This is a genomic window from Leucobacter chromiireducens subsp. chromiireducens (genome assembly GCF_016758255.1).
Taxonomy (GTDB): domain Bacteria; phylum Actinomycetota; class Actinomycetes; order Actinomycetales; family Microbacteriaceae; genus Leucobacter; species Leucobacter chromiireducens.
The window spans coordinates 229108-242651 of sequence record NZ_QYAD01000003.1 but is presented as its reverse complement, the minus strand read 5'-3'; the positions used below and the strand labels follow the sequence as shown (position 1 = coordinate 242651).

Annotated in this window: 13 protein-coding genes; 5 read left to right on the top strand and 8 right to left on the bottom strand. The window is 68.6% G+C overall.

Features of this window, described 5'->3' with window-relative positions; translation table 11 throughout:
- Positions 1 to 15 precede the first annotated feature (15 nt).
- Positions 16 to 1287, bottom strand: a complete 1272-nt coding sequence (locus tag D3226_RS09875; protein ID WP_202382375.1) for a heparan-alpha-glucosaminide N-acetyltransferase domain-containing protein — start codon at positions 1285 to 1287, stop codon at positions 16 to 18.
- Between the two features lie 52 nt (positions 1288 to 1339).
- On the bottom strand, positions 1340 to 2983 hold the full coding sequence (locus tag D3226_RS09870) for a SulP family inorganic anion transporter (RefSeq protein ID WP_202382374.1): 1644 nt from the start codon (positions 2981 to 2983) through the stop codon (positions 1340 to 1342).
- Between the two features lie 148 nt (positions 2984 to 3131).
- Between D3226_RS09870 and D3226_RS09865 the strand changes: the two genes are divergently transcribed.
- Positions 3132 to 4475 (top strand): anaerobic C4-dicarboxylate transporter, encoded by a 1344-nt coding sequence (locus D3226_RS09865; RefSeq protein WP_202382373.1) that lies wholly within the window; start codon positions 3132 to 3134, stop codon positions 4473 to 4475.
- 103 nt (positions 4476 to 4578) lie between these two features.
- On the opposite strand, the gene D3226_RS09860 is transcribed toward D3226_RS09865, so the two are convergent.
- From D3226_RS09860 to D3226_RS09850, 3 genes are all read right to left on the bottom strand, one after another.
- Positions 4579 to 5211 carry a GNAT family N-acetyltransferase gene (locus D3226_RS09860; RefSeq protein WP_202382372.1) on the bottom strand — a complete coding sequence of 211 codons (633 nt, stop codon included), beginning with the start codon at positions 5209 to 5211 and terminating at the stop codon, positions 4579 to 4581.
- Positions 5201 to 6298, bottom strand: a complete 1098-nt coding sequence (locus tag D3226_RS09855) for an N-formylglutamate amidohydrolase (RefSeq protein ID WP_202382371.1) — start codon at positions 6296 to 6298, stop codon at positions 5201 to 5203. Before D3226_RS09855 ends, D3226_RS09860 begins: the two co-directional genes overlap by 11 nt.
- Positions 6299 to 6369: 71 nt before the next feature.
- On the bottom strand, positions 6370 to 6846 hold the full coding sequence (locus D3226_RS09850; RefSeq protein WP_202382604.1) for an ATP-dependent zinc protease family protein: 477 nt from the start codon (positions 6844 to 6846) through the stop codon (positions 6370 to 6372).
- A gap of 27 nt (positions 6847 to 6873) precedes the next feature.
- Between D3226_RS09850 and D3226_RS09845 the strand changes: the two genes are divergently transcribed.
- On the top strand, positions 6874 to 8070 hold the full coding sequence (locus D3226_RS09845; protein WP_202382370.1) for a RimK family alpha-L-glutamate ligase: 1197 nt from the start codon (positions 6874 to 6876) through the stop codon (positions 8068 to 8070).
- A gap of 75 nt (positions 8071 to 8145) precedes the next feature.
- On the opposite strand, the gene D3226_RS09840 is transcribed toward D3226_RS09845, so the two are convergent.
- Positions 8146 to 8931: an SDR family NAD(P)-dependent oxidoreductase gene (locus tag D3226_RS09840; protein ID WP_202382369.1), complete on the bottom strand. Its 786-nt coding sequence runs from the start codon at positions 8929 to 8931 to the stop codon at positions 8146 to 8148.
- A gap of 143 nt (positions 8932 to 9074) precedes the next feature.
- Here D3226_RS09840 and D3226_RS09835 point away from each other — a divergent pair, with 143 nt between their 5' ends.
- A complete protein-coding gene (locus D3226_RS09835) occupies positions 9075 to 9764 on the top strand; it encodes a TetR/AcrR family transcriptional regulator (protein WP_337248964.1) in 690 nt (229 codons plus the stop codon).
- Here the strand turns inward: D3226_RS09835 and D3226_RS09830 are convergent.
- Both D3226_RS09830 and D3226_RS09825 read right to left on the bottom strand, forming a co-directional pair.
- On the bottom strand, positions 9761 to 10474 hold the full coding sequence (locus D3226_RS09830; RefSeq protein WP_202382368.1) for a YceI family protein: 714 nt from the start codon (positions 10472 to 10474) through the stop codon (positions 9761 to 9763). The two genes, D3226_RS09835 and D3226_RS09830, sit on opposite strands and share 4 nt — an antisense overlap.
- A 116-nt stretch (positions 10475 to 10590) precedes the next feature.
- A complete protein-coding gene (locus tag D3226_RS09825; RefSeq protein WP_202382367.1) occupies positions 10591 to 11163 on the bottom strand; it encodes a hypothetical protein in 573 nt (190 codons plus the stop codon).
- Between the two features lie 76 nt (positions 11164 to 11239).
- Here D3226_RS09825 and dgt point away from each other — a divergent pair, with 76 nt between their 5' ends.
- Together dgt and D3226_RS09815 are read left to right on the top strand one after the other, a co-directional pair.
- Complete coding sequence (dgt, locus tag D3226_RS09820) at positions 11240 to 12853, top strand: dGTP triphosphohydrolase (protein WP_202382366.1); 1614 nt, start codon at positions 11240 to 11242, stop codon at positions 12851 to 12853.
- Positions 12854 to 13012: 159 nt separating this feature from the next.
- A complete protein-coding gene (locus D3226_RS09815; RefSeq protein ID WP_202382365.1) occupies positions 13013 to 13540 on the top strand; it encodes a hypothetical protein in 528 nt (175 codons plus the stop codon).
- Positions 13541 to 13544: the final 4 nt, after the last annotated feature.

Genomic DNA, 13544 nt, shown 5'->3' with positions numbered 1-13544 from the left:
GGCGGTAAAGCGGCGTCACACTCGGGTGGTGCGGCCCTCCCGTACGACGAGCTTCACGACCCCGGAGACGAGCGCCTCGAGCGGACCGCGTCGACCAAGCGCCGCCAGCACCGCACCGATGAGCAGCACCCCGGTGAGCTGCAGCCCAAAGCCGCTGAGACCGGCGACCCACCAGTCGAGACCCTCGCCTGAGAACGCCGCCGGGCTCATGAGCGCAGGTTCCAGGATCACACCCGTGGCGATGATGTGCAGCGTGTAGATCGTGAGGGGTGCAGCGCCTGCGGCGCGGAGCGTGCCGAGTACTGGCCCTGGCGCACCCGCGCCGCCTCGCGTCCGCAGCACATCGCAGAGGAGCACGAGCACGCCGATCACCGCCGCGGCGATGCCTGCCGTGCGGAGGATATCGATCAGCGATCCCGAGTGGGGTGTCGCAACGAACTGCGCCCAGAGCTGCGTGGAGAGCGGGGCACCTCCGGTCGATTGCGCCACGTACTCAGTGAGCAGCTCTGAGGGGTACCCTTCGAGCGCGGGATCGGAGACGCCGCCGAGCGTTGCCACCACGGCGTTCGAGACGAGCTGTGCGACGACCGCGAGCGCGGCGCCGGCCGTCGTGAGGAGCGCTGCCGCGCGCCCGAGTGCGCCGCGCTGGGCCGCGCCCGTCAACAGGCGCCCGATGAGCATGCCGACGAGGAGATACGCGCACCAGGTGAGTGCGGGGTACTCGCCGGTGAGCAGGAGAGTGCGCAGCGCCGCCCATGGATCTTGCGCGAACGAATCGAAGTTCACCTGGCCCGCGCCGCCCCAGCTGGGGTTGGCTTCACGGATGGCCGCATTCATGATGCCCCCGCCGGCGGTGAGCACGAGCGCGATGAGCCCGAGCAGCCAGCTCCGAGCGGCGACGAGGGGAGCAATAAGCAGCATCGCGAGGCCGTAGTAGGCGAGCACGATCGCGACGGGGGTTTCGATGATGCCGAGTGTGAGGCCGATCAGGATCAGGAGGACACCACGCACCGCGACCGCCCCCATCGCGGCTCCCGCGCGGCCGGCGCGCAGCAGCTTTCGCGTGGCAAACACGGTGCTCACGCCACCCAGCACCGCGAAGAGAGGTGCCGCGATGCCCGCGGTGAGCGTGTCGGCAACCTCCCCGGCCACCTCATCGAAACTGCCGGGTGCCGCGAGCATGCCGCCGATGGACACAAGGTGCGCGGCGATCATGCCAACGATCGCGAGGAAGCGCGCGATGTCCACGCCGATCATGCGGGCTGCGGGGAGGGCGGGGCGACTCATGCCCCAAGTCTCGCGGCTGCGCCTATGAAACTCCCGGCGCGGCAGCGGCGCGTCAGCTCGGTGCGCCGCGCCGGATGTGATCGCGCGCGTGCGCGAGTGCCGGGTCGAGCTCCTGGAACAGGTGATTGGGGTGGCGCAGCGAGCGGACCACACCGAGTCGCTCGAGCAACACACGGTGCTCGGGACGTATGCCCTTGATGAGCACGGTGGCGCCGCGACGCTCGAGCGCCGACACGAGCTCGGCGAGCGCGTGTGCGCCCGTCTCATCAATGATCTGCACGTCCGACAGGCGCAGGATCACCACCTCGACGTTGGGAGCCGCCGTGATCCGCTCGACCAGGCGATCCGCCGCACCGAAGAACAGCGAGCCGTGCAGGGTGAACAGTGCGATCCGCTCGTCGCCCGGCGCAGCCTCACCGGGCAGTTCCTCGCGCTCGGCATCACTCAGCTTGCTCAGTGTGCGCAGCGCGAAGAACGCGGCGGCGGCGAGCCCAATACCCACCGCGATCACGAGGTCGAACGCCACGGTGACAAAGAGGGTCACGGTGAACACCGCTGCGCTCGAGCGGCTTGAGCGCAGCACGCGACCGATCGTGCCAGGGGACACCATGCGCGCGGCCGTCATCATCAGCACACCGGCGAGGGCGGCGAGTGGGATCGCGCCCACCACCTCGGCGGCGACGAGCACCACGAGGAGCAGCGCGAGCGCGTGCACCACCGCGGACATGCGCGTGCGGGCGCCACTGCGCACGTTGACGGCGGTGCGGGCGATGGCGCCGGTGGCGGGCATGCCGCCGAAGAAACCGGAGGCGATCGAGGCGAGCCCCTGGCCGAACAGTTCACGGTCCGCATTGACCTGGCCCGTGTCGGCGATCGTTGCGGCGACACGGGCGGAGAGGAGTGACTCGATTGCCGCGAGCGCGGCAACGGCAACGGCGGGCCCGGCGAGCGCCGAGAGCATCGCGGGGTCAAATGCGGGGAGCGCCGGTGCGGGGAGCGTGTGCGGCAGCGCGCCAATGGTCGGCAGCGGCGATCCCGCGAGCGCTGCGATCACGGAGACGACGAGGATCGCGACGAACGACGCGGGGATCGCTGGCGCGAATCGACCGAGGAGGAGCATGATGGCGGCGACACCCGCCACCGCAGCGAGGGGGAAGAGAGCGGCCGGCCAGCTCGCATCCTGCAGGACCTCCCATGCGGCAACGACCGCGTTCGACGAACGGCCGGAGCCGTCGACGCCGAGGGCGGCGGGGACCTGCTGCAGGAAAATGATGATCCCAATCCCCGCGGTGAATCCCTCGATCACCGGCCACGGGATGTAGCTCACGGCGCGGCCGAGGCGCAGCACCCCGGCTGCGAGCACGATGAGGCCCGCGAGCAGGCTGACCACCGCGACGGCGCCGACGCCGTGCACCGCGACGATTGGGGCAAGCACCACCACCATCGCGCCGGTGGGGCCCGAGACCTGCACATTCGAGCCGCCGAAGATTGCGGCGACGAGTCCGGCGACGATCGCGGTGATGAGTCCAGCCTCTGCGCCCACACCTGAGCTCACGCCGAAAGCGAGCGCGAGTGGCAACGCAACAATTCCCACCGTGAGGCCGGCGATGAGGTCCGCCCGCCAACTCGTGCGCAGCCCTCGATAGTCCTCGCGCGTGGGCAGCAGGCCGCGCAGGCCCGCCAGAATCGCGGTCATCCTCGCCTCCCTCGTCTCTCCCTCCATCATGCCTCATCGCTGAAAAGTAGCGCCGCGGGAGGCAGCCGAGTGAACGAGAGAAAAATGTGCTGTGCCTGAGCGGTGTGCAGCGCTACTCTGAAGCCCAAGAAGAAACAAGGGGGAACCTATGGATATCGTGCTGTTTATCACGCAGCTCCTCGTTGTCCTCGGCTGTATCGTGATGGGTACACGGTCGAGTGGCGTGGGGCTGGGTCTCTGGGGCGGTGCTGGCGTCGCGATCCTCGTATTCGTGTTCCGCCTGGCCCCCGGCTCACCACCCGTCGATGCACTGCTCATCGTGCTCTCGGTGGTGCTCGCCTCGTCGATGATGCAGTCGGCGGGCGGAATCGACTGGATGGTGTCGATCGCCGCGAAGCTGATTGCGCGCAGCCCGAAGCAGATCACGCTCGTCGCGCCGCTCGTTTCGTTCCTGTTCGCAGTGGGTGCGGGCACGTCGAACATCCTCTACCCGCTCCTCCCCGTGATTCAGGACCTCTCCTACCGCAACGGTGTGCGCCCCTCCCGGCCACTCTCGCTGTCAGTTGTCGCGACAGGCGTCGCGCTCGCGTGTAGCCCGGTCTCCGCCGCGATGGCCGCCATGGTGACCCTCACGGACACCGCCCCCTGGAACTTCGAGCTCGTCGACATCTTGAAGGTGACGATCCCCGCCGCGATCGTCGGCATCATCATTTCCGGCATCGTCGTGAACCGCCTCGGCAAGGAGATCGCGGACGATCCCGAGATCCAGGCGAAGATCGCGAAGGGTGAGATCCCCGCTCCCTCGGCGAACGCCGCCGAGGTGCGCGCTGAGGTGACCGTCACCGCGGCCGGCCGCAACGCAGCAGTGATCTTCCTGCTCGGTGTGGCCGCGATCGTGGCCTTCGGCCTCTTCAAGGGCCTCCGCCCGCTTGACGCAGCGGGCGACCCGATCGCGATGACCCCGATCATCGAGATCGTCATGTTCGTGGTGGGCACGCTCATCCTCGTGGTGTCGCGCCCCAAGGTCTCCGAGATCCCCACGATGACTGTGTTCAAGGCCGGTATGGTCTCCGCGATCGCCCTCTTCGGCCTCGCCTGGCTCACCGACACGTTCCTCGGCGCGCACACGACGCTCATCGCTGACGGCGTGGGTGGTCTCGTGACCGCGGCACCGTGGATCTTCGCGCTCGGTGTGTTCCTCGTCTGCGTGCTCACGACAAGCCAGTCGACGGCAACGCGAACAATTGTGCCGATCGGTCTCGCGGCGGGCATCCCGCTCGGACTGCTCTCAGGCATGTGGGCCGGTGCTTTCGCGGGCATCTACCTGCTGCCCACCAACGGCTCGCAGATTGCGGCGGCCAACTTCGATCACTCGGGCTCAACGAAGCTCGGCACGAAGCTGGTTGACCACTCGTTCTTCCTGCCGACGCTGATCCTCGCGGTGACCACGATTGCGGCGGGCGCCCTGTTCGGCGTTCTCTGGGGCGGCTAAACCGCGAAGCCCCGCGCTGTTCAACGGAGAAATCCGGGCTCTCGGACGCTTCCTCAGGAAGCCGACCGAGAGCCCGGATTTCTCCGTTTGGAGGGGTGCGCGGCTACGCGGCAGCGGGCCGCAGGTAACTCTGCACAGTCGGCGAACCTGGAATGTGAATCTGCTTCGCCGGGCGGTAACCGAGGCGCTCGTAGCGCGCATCGTTCGCGGGGTTCGACGATTCCAGATAGGTCTGGAGCCCTGCAGCGTCGTAGCGTTCGAGGGCAGCCTGGACGAGGCGCATGCCGATCCCAAGCCCACGCGCTTCGCGGGACACCGCGAGCATGGAGAGATACGCGTGCGGCTCGCTTGGACGTGCGTCTGCGAAGAGCTCCCCCTCCGAGAGGAGCGCCTCTGCCGCGGCATCGCCGATCGTGCTGCGCAGCATGGCTTCGTAGGCCGGCAGATCAACCTCACGGATCTCGTCCTGGCCCGGCGGGAACCAGGTTGAGACCGCGGCGACCGTGCCGTCCGGCAGCTCCGCGATGAGGGGTTCACCGTAGCGCACGGCCTGGTCGGCCATGAACCGCCAATGCGCGAGGGCGTGCGCCATGCGCTCCGGGTGCGCGGGGAACGCGGGCCCCCACACCGGATCGTCCCAGAAGCCCTCTGCGAGGACGCGGGCCGTCACCTCGATGTCGGCCGCGGTGAGCGGGCGAACGGTGAAGGCAGACTCGGGTGCGGGGCTACTGGGCATCGCGGAATGCGTCCCACGCACGCTTGCACGCGTGGGCGACGGCGTCGATGTGATCGGGGTTCTCGGTCACCCAGTCAGTGCCAGGCTCCTGCAGCTCCGCGGCAGCGGCCGGCCCGAGCAGATACTCGCGCAGGAACTCCGCCTGCACCGCGCCCAGCCGCAGGCCCGCCGCGTCAGCCTCGGCGCGCATCGCGCCAAAGCGTGCGCCCGCCGCACGGATTTCTTCGCTGCCGAGGTACGGCTGGTTGAGGAGCACCGCAGCGGGATCGTTCACTTCGAAGCCTGCGCGATGCGCCTCCGCGAGCTCGCGCAACGCTGCCGGGTCCATCGTCGGTCGATCCTCGGGATCGCGCTCTTCGCCCTGGTGGTCACCGCGGTTGGACAGCGCGACGACGGCGGGCAGCCGATCGGCCTCGGCCCGCGCAACGTTTACTGCGCCCTCACGGGTCGTCGTGGTGTTCATCGTGTCGTGGAACGAGAGGCGGGTGAACGAGCCACCGTGCTCAAGTCCGTGCGCCACGAATGCATCGGTGAGCGCTTCGCGTGTGCGCTCGTAGACACCCAGGCCGGCCTCGGCGGTCTCGGCGAACGCGTCGACGAGACGCTGCAGCCCCTCCTCGGTCTCGGGGATCTCGAGAATGGGGAAGAAGGAGAAGGTGACCGGGCGGATCGCATCGACGCCCGTGAGGTCAACCTTTTGCCACGCGCCCGCGGCACGGACGCGCTCGATCGCGGCTGCGAGATCGGCGCGCACATCGTCGGGCTTGCGTCGGTTCGGGTCTCGGATGAGGCGCGGGTGCGGGTTGATGACCGCGACGATGCGCGGGTCGATCTCGGCCCAGCGGCGCACGATCGATGCGGTCGCCACGTCGCTGAAGTCATACTGCAGTCGGCGGGTGAGCGCGGGGGAGAGGAACTCGGCGAGCTCCTCGGGGATCGCAGCACCCGAGTGCGGGGTCGCGACGAGCAGATCGGCGTCAATGATGGCCTGCTCGAGACTGCGCGTATCGGGATCGGCGTAGTGGGTGATTTGCTCGGGCGTGAACACGGTTCCGCGAGGGATCAGATCCAGGTTGCTGGCGCTCATGGGTTCAGACTAGCGAGCTGCGTGGAAGCTGACTAGGGGGAACACAAGTAGCGAAAGCGCGGCGTGAAGGGCTACGCGCGACCGCGGTTGCGTCGACGGACGGGTCGCGGCGGCTTGCCGCCCAGAAACGAAGCGTCGGAGTCAACGATGTACCCCTGCCGCAGCGCCTCGCGCCCGATGAGTACTCGAAACAGCATCTCTTCGCGGTCGGTGAGGGTGAACTCGGCGCGAATCGTGCGGCCCACCAGTTGCACGTCGATGAGCACCACGGGACGCTCCTGCGCGTGCCCCGAGGAGCTGCGCACGGTGCGACGATCGTGCACGGGAAGCTCAACCTCGGCCGCATCCTCATCACTCAGCTGCCAGGGGTGTGCGGTGAAGCGCACCCACGGCGCGCCGTCACGCTCAAACTCGGAAATGCCCGTCGCGTGGAGTGCAGAGGTCTGCGCGCCCGTGTCGATCTTGGCCTTGATCCAGGGCACATTGATTTCAGGCAGCGACACCCACTCGCGCCACCCCGTGAGAGTGCTTGAATGGTCTTGTCCGATCACGCTTCTATCTTGGCAGGAACTACGGTGAAACTCGCGATTCTCTCGCGCGCCCCGCAGGCGTACTCGACGCAGCGCCTCATGGCCGCGAGCGAGCAGCGCGGCCACAAGGCGCGCGTGCTCAACACGTTGCGCTTTGGGATTGACCTCGCCGGCGATGAACCCGACCTGCTGTACCGGGGCAAGCAGCTGAGCGACTACGACGCGATCCTGCCCCGGATCGGGAACTCGATCACATACTTCGGCACGGCAGTGGTGCGCCAGTTCGAGCAGATGGACGTGTATACGCCGAACACCGCGAACGGCATCTCGAATTCGCGCGACAAGCTGCGAGCGATTCAGATTCTGTCGCGCCACTCGATCGCGATGCCTGCAACGGCGTTCGTGCGGAACCGCGCCGACGTGCGCGCCGCGATCGAGAGTGTGGGCGGCGCCCCCGTGGTGATCAAGCTGCTTGAGGGAACGCAGGGCATCGGAGTAATCCTCGCCCCACAGGTGAAGGTTGCCGAGGCGATCATTGAGACGCTGCACTCCACCCGCCAGAACGTGCTGATCCAGCGCTTCATCTCGGAGAGCCGCGGCCGCGATGTGCGCGCGCTCGTGGTGGGAGACCGCGTGGTTGCGGCGATGCGCCGGGTGGCGAGCGGCGACGAGTTCCGCTCGAACGTGCACCGCGGCGGCACGGTTGAGCCCGTGCAGCTCGAGCCCGCGTACGAGCAGGCCGCGGTGCGTGCCGCGCAGATCATGGGACTCCGCGTCGCCGGCGTCGACATGCTTGAGGGCGACGACGGCCCGCTCGTCATGGAGGTGAACTCCTCGCCCGGTCTGCAGGGCATTGAGGCAGCGACGGGGCTCGACGTCGCGGGCGCGATCATCGACTACATCGCGAACCAGGTGAACTTCCCCGAGATCGATGTGCGTCAGCGCCTCAGCGTGTCCACCGGGTACGGCGTTGCGGAGATCTCGATGCACGCGGGCTCCGAGCACGTGGGCAAGCCGCTCGGGGAGCTCGGACTCTGGGACCGCGACATCACGGTGCTGACGCTGCATCGCGGCGTGCAGGTGATCCCCAACCCGCGCAAGCACGTGGTGCTTGAGGCGGAGGATCGGCTGCTCTGCTTCGGCAAGCTTGAGGAGATGCGCTCGATGATCCCGGAGCGCCGCCGGCGCCGCGCTCGTGTGCGGAAGCTCCCGCCAGAGGCGCAGGAGCTCGCGGAGGGCTAGTCGCCACGGCGTAGGCCGGTGCGCGCATCACGCTGCGTGGACCGGCCCACCGCCAAGGGCGCGGCGAGCGGCAGCTTAGAAGTGCGTGCCGCCGTCGATGCGCACCTCGGTGCCGGTGATGAATTTGCCGTCCTCGCTCGCGAGCATCGCCACGACGCTCGCCACCGTCTCGGGGCCGGCGAAGCCCTCGCCCAGCGCTGGCTGCAGCTTCATGAACAACATCATGTCGGCATCCTCCGGGAGGCCGGGGCCCTGGCTCTGCTTGCTTTCGCCTGTGCCGTCGGTCATCCCCGAGGAGATGGAGCCCGGCTGCACGGCGGTGAAACGGATCCCCTGCTTTGCATACTCTGCCGCGAGCGCGTGGGTCATGGACTGCACGCCACCCTTCGAAGCCGCATAGGCGGACATGTACGGGTGCGCAAAGGTAGCTGAGGTCGAGCTGAAGTTCACTACGGCGGAGCCCGTGCCCTCGAGGAGCGCGGGGATCGTCTCGCGAATCATGAGGAAGGTGCCCACCAGGTTGACGCGGAGTACCTGCTCGAAGGAATCGAGGCTGGTCTCGTGCGTGTGCGAGGAGCGCAGAATGCCCGCGGCGTTGACGAGCACGTCGAGCCCGCCCAGCCAGGCGATCGCGTCAGCGACACCAGCGCGCACCGACGCCTCCTCGGAGATGTTGACGATCACGGTGTGGAGTCGATCTGCTGCGGCGCCCGCCTTCGCGACAGTGTCTGCGAGACCGGTGTCCGAGACATCGGCCGCGACCACGCGTCCGCCCTCGGCAAGCATGCGAAGCACCGTGGCCTGGCCGATGCCGGAGCCACCGCCGGTCACAAGCGCGCGGCGGCCTTCGTAGCGGTTCATAGTGTCCATCCTTCACTGGTGTGGATTGGGTGCCCGCGGTGCGGCTGGCGCAGCGCGAGTCTGTGCATACAGTGCCATTGTGGCACGTTGTGTCAGTGTGTCAAGATGTGCACTGCTGGTCTGGGTCGAGTACGCTCTCACACGTGGGAAACGTGCCAGAACCTGCCGGGACCGAGGCGGCCCCGAGCCTCAGTCTGACTGAGCGCCGTCGAGCCGCGACGCAGCTCGACATCGCGCGAGCTGCGGCGACGCTGTTCGCAGAGCACGGCGCTGGCCAGGTGACCGTGGAGTCGATCGCAGCTGCGGCCGGCGTCTCGCTGCGTACGTTCTACCGCTACTTCCGCACGAAGGAGGACGCGGTCGCGCCGCTGCTCTCGGTGGGCGCGGGGGAGTGGCAGCGGGCGCTTGCCGCGTCCGCGCAAGGAGACCCGCGTCGCGCGGTGCCCGAGCTGATCGACTCACTCCTGTTGCCCACCACCGACGCAGAACGTGAGGGCCTCCGCTGGTCGCGCGGTGTCTTGCGGGCGATGGACGATGACGCTGCGCTTCGCACGGTGTGGGCGCGCGTCAACGCGGAGTCCGAGCGTCGGCTGCGTGAAATCATCGCGGAGCTCACGGAGTCGCCCGTGGCGAATTTTGGGGTGCGAGTACTGGCCGCTGCCGCGACTGACTCGATCAGACTGGGGCTTGAGCACTGGGCATCGCTGGGCGCCGATCCCGATGGCTCGGCGGGGACCCCCGCACGACTCGCTCGCTCCGCATTCGCCCAGCTCGCACGGGGGATCGAGATTGAGGACGAAGAGCTAGGGATCGCGGAGCGGGATCTGGGCTAGCCGCGGCTCGCCACGAGCTGGAACTCCACCTGACCGGTGGGTTCGACGGAGACGAAGCCGAGGTTCGGTGCGGTGACCCCGAAGTCGGCAAACGTGATGGGGATCGTGCCGGCGATCTCCGTGCGCTCGCCGTCGCTGCGCACCTCGACCGTCGCGGTCACCGCGCGGGTCTCGCCCGCAATGGTGAGTTCGCCAGCGGCTGCCGTGCGCACGGTGTCGCCCGAGTTTGGAATCTCGTGCAGGGTGACGGGCTCCGTGAGGGAGAAGCTCGCCTCCGGGAACTGATCCGTGCGCAGCGCATCGTCCCGGAAGTACGCGTCGCGCGGGGCGCTGTCGGTGGCGATCGAGGCAACGTCGACGGTGAGCTCAGCCTGCTCGAGCGTCAAGCCGTCGGCGCTGATCTGGAAGGTGCCGCTCACCTCGGCCGTGCGGCCGGTGACGGTGACATCGGTGCCGTTCAGCACCTCGTTGACGCGGTAACCCGCCTCCGAACCGTCAGCGACCTGCCACTTCCCCGAAAGCACGGCGGGATCGAGTGGTGCGCCGCTCGACTCACCCATGATCTGCTCGCTGCCGGACAGCGCTGGCGCGTCGGCCGCGGGCTCCGCGATGAAGTCGCGGTACACCATGGGGCCAGCGATCGCGGCTATCGCGGCGAGGGCGAGGACGCTCGCTCCAACTCCGACGAGCACCTTCTGCGATTTCTGCACTGCGGCTCCTTTTTCCCACCCGGTGAACACCCTCGAGTGGGTGAACTGATCACTACTGTGGCAGCCCAGCCAATGAGCGTCCTCCGAGCTTCTCGGGAAAACCCTGGAAGTGACGATTAGAGGGCGGCGAGCAGCGACTTCCAGTGCGCACGCCACTCCTCGATACGATCACCATCCGTGAGGCCCTCAAGACTCACGGTGAGCGTTGCGCGATCGTCTCCCTTCGGGGTGGCCGACACTTCGACCCGGCCCGCGTCGGCGAGGTCGAAACGCCAGAAACTGCGCTTCTCCGTGCGCGACGGGCGGGGCTCACCCGCCGCATGCCCGAGGTGTTCGCTGCGATCCCCGTAGGCTGCGGTCCACGCCGCGATTGCCGCGTCACGGTCGAGCGGCACGGTGCGGCTTGCGCTTACGCGGAACGTGCCCGTCGACGACTGGCCCGGCACTCGCACCCCAGCGTGGTGCTCGTAGGCGATTGCCACGCCCTGCGCCCACCAATCCGGGTTCTCCAGATCGGCGGGAAGCTCGGCGCGGGCGATCCGCACAATCTCGGGGTGGGGCAGCCGTGCCGCCCCAGCGGCCTCGAAGAGTGTCACCCACTCGTCCCAGGGCTTGCGGGAGGCCCGCTCAATGGCGCGCACACGCTCGCCACGGGTGCGATTTCCAGACTCCTGTGCGGCGTTGCTCACGATGCGCCCCTTCCCGGTTCTGCGCCCCAGTGTAGCGGCGGCCTGAAATTTACTCGGGTGCTGCTTGAATGGGGACATGAGTGAGGCTGGGGTTGCAGCAGGTGCAGTGTCGCGCAGTGCTCGGAGGTACGTGGAACACGAGTCCTCCCAGCACCGATCCGCGGGGATTCACGACGCCGACGGGCCGCTTGAAGAGTCGCCCGCGGCACAGGAGTTCAGGATCGATCTTGAGCGGATCCGCTTCTCCTCGTATTTCGCGCGCCTCTCCGACGTGACTCAGGTGGTGCCGCAGTCGGGCGTCGGCCCGGTGATGCACAACCGCCTCACGCACTCGCTCAAGGTGAGCGCGGTGGCGCGAGTGATCGCGGCCCAGCTCGCCGGGCAGGCTGCGGTGCACGCCGCGTTCACGCGGGGGGAGGCGCCGCGCGACGACGCGGCGGGCGGAGTCATCGCTCGTCTCGGCGGCTGCGACACCGTGGTTGCGCAGGCGGCGGCCCATGCACACGACCTCGGCCACCCACCGTTCGGCCACCTCGGCGAGCGCGTGCTCGACCGTGTGGCGCGCGAGCGCTTCGGGCTGCCGGAGGGCTTTGAGGGCAACGCGCAGAGCTTCCGCATCCTCACCCAGCTCGACACGCTGGGCCGCGACTTCCCTGGCCTGAACCTCACCGCCGCGACCCGGGCGGCGACACTCAAGTACCCGTGGACGCGCGCGGAATGGATTGGGATCGGGGTCGCGGAGCGTCCGGTTGCCGAGCGCCCCCGTGGCGTGGGGGCTGATGAGCGCGACGGGGCCGAGAAGTTCTCCGCCTACGCGCTCGATGCCATCGAGATGGCGGCTGCACGAGCGGCATACCCGAGCATTGCGCCTGGCATGCAGACGGTGGAGTGCGCGGTTATGGACCTTGCCGACGACATCGCCTACGCCGTGCACGATCTTGATGACTTTGCGCGCGCAGGGGTGCTGCAGCAGTCCGCGGTGACGGGAGAACTGCGCGCCTGGTTGAGCCGCGCCGCCGCGCTCGCCGCAGCCGATCCCGAAGAACTGGGCGGTAGCTGGCGCGCACCCGGCCACTCGCTCGAGCTCTTGTGGCGCAGGCTCGCGCTGAAGGATGCATGGATCGCGGACCGCGCGGCCTTCACGGAGGCGGTCGCGCGCGTGGCAGAGGAGGTGGGAGAGTCTCTGCTCGCCGCGCCCTATGACGGCGGCATCGACAGCGAGCGCGCCGTGTCCGGCTTCACGCGTCGCTGGATTGAGCACCTCCGCACCTCGATCGTGGTGGAAGAAGCACCGCACGTGCGCAGCGGCCATGTGCGGTTGAACACCCGGGCCTGGCACGAGGTCATGGTGCTGAAGTTTGTGCATGCGCACTTCGTGCTCGAACGCCCCGAGCTGGGGCAAACCCAACGGGGGCAGGCGCGGGTGATGGCCGACCTCGCGCTCGGCTTCGACGCCTGGCTCACCGACCCGGTCGACGCCGGGCGAGCGCCGCGCAGGCTGCTCGAGTGGGTAGACGAGGCGACTGCCGGCTACTTCGCTCTGCGCCGCGAGCGCCCGGAGCTGCTCACCGGGGAGACGAGCGACGCCGGCCTGCGCCGCCAAGGCAGGGCGCGCGCCGTGCTCGACTATGTCGCCGCGCTGAGCGACCAGCAGGCCCGCATCACCCACGGCGAGCTGACGCGGGGGTAGCGGGCAGCGCTCGCGATCCCAATCTGTCGGGTCTTGAGCCGGGGTCCGAAAGCGGCCGCGGCACCGCGCCCGGAATGCAGCGTGCGCGCACGGGAATGGAGTCTGCGGGATACTGGGAGATGGCCTATTCTGGGCCCACACACCCTGGGGAGGGCACGCATGGAGCAGCCGGCAGCACGCGATTCGATCATGAACCGCTACGGCTCGCTTGACGAAGCCCTCGTGCACCGCAAAGCGAGTGTGCCGAACCGGGTGTTTCTCCGTCGGCTGCTCAGCCGCATGCCGATCGACCGCCTGATGCGCACCGAGGGCGGCATCCTGGTGGAGCGCTCGGATGGGGCGCCCGCGGTGCAGATCTTCCGCGGGTACACCGTCGGATTCCAGAGCGAAGAAGAGATCATCGCCGTCGTGGGCGAGGCCGCACCGCGCTGGCGCAGTGTGCGGACCCCGGGCGCCTGGGCGGTCGATCACCCCGATCACGGCCGTGGCGTCGCCGCCGAGACCGAGAGCATGGAGCCGCTGGGCGGTGCGAAGAAGGCGCGATCGGGATCGCGCCGTACGGCGGCCGCGAAGCCGAAGGCCGAGCCCAAGGCGAAGCCCGCAGCAGCGCCCGAGCGCGTGCAGCCGGTGTGCCCGAACTGCTTCATGCTGATGGCGCTCTCTGGCGTGTGCGGCAACTGCGCGTAGCCCT

Coding starts and splice junctions, on each gene's coding strand:
- D3226_RS09875 (WP_202382375.1), bottom strand. CDS start 1,287: ATGAGTCGCCCCGCCCTCCCCGCAGCCCGCATGATCGGCGTGGACATC.
- D3226_RS09870 (WP_202382374.1), bottom strand. CDS start 2,983: ATGACCGCGATTCTGGCGGGCCTGCGCGGCCTGCTGCCCACGCGCGAG.
- D3226_RS09865 (WP_202382373.1), top strand. CDS start 3,132: ATGGATATCGTGCTGTTTATCACGCAGCTCCTCGTTGTCCTCGGCTGT.
- D3226_RS09860 (WP_202382372.1), bottom strand. CDS start 5,211: ATGCCCAGTAGCCCCGCACCCGAGTCTGCCTTCACCGTTCGCCCGCTC.
- D3226_RS09855 (WP_202382371.1), bottom strand. CDS start 6,298: ATGAGCGCCAGCAACCTGGATCTGATCCCTCGCGGAACCGTGTTCACG.
- D3226_RS09840 (WP_202382369.1), bottom strand. CDS start 8,931: ATGAACCGCTACGAAGGCCGCCGCGCGCTTGTGACCGGCGGTGGCTCC.
- dgt (WP_202382366.1), top strand. CDS start 11,240: ATGAGTGAGGCTGGGGTTGCAGCAGGTGCAGTGTCGCGCAGTGCTCGG.
- D3226_RS09815 (WP_202382365.1), top strand. CDS start 13,013: ATGGAGCAGCCGGCAGCACGCGATTCGATCATGAACCGCTACGGCTCG.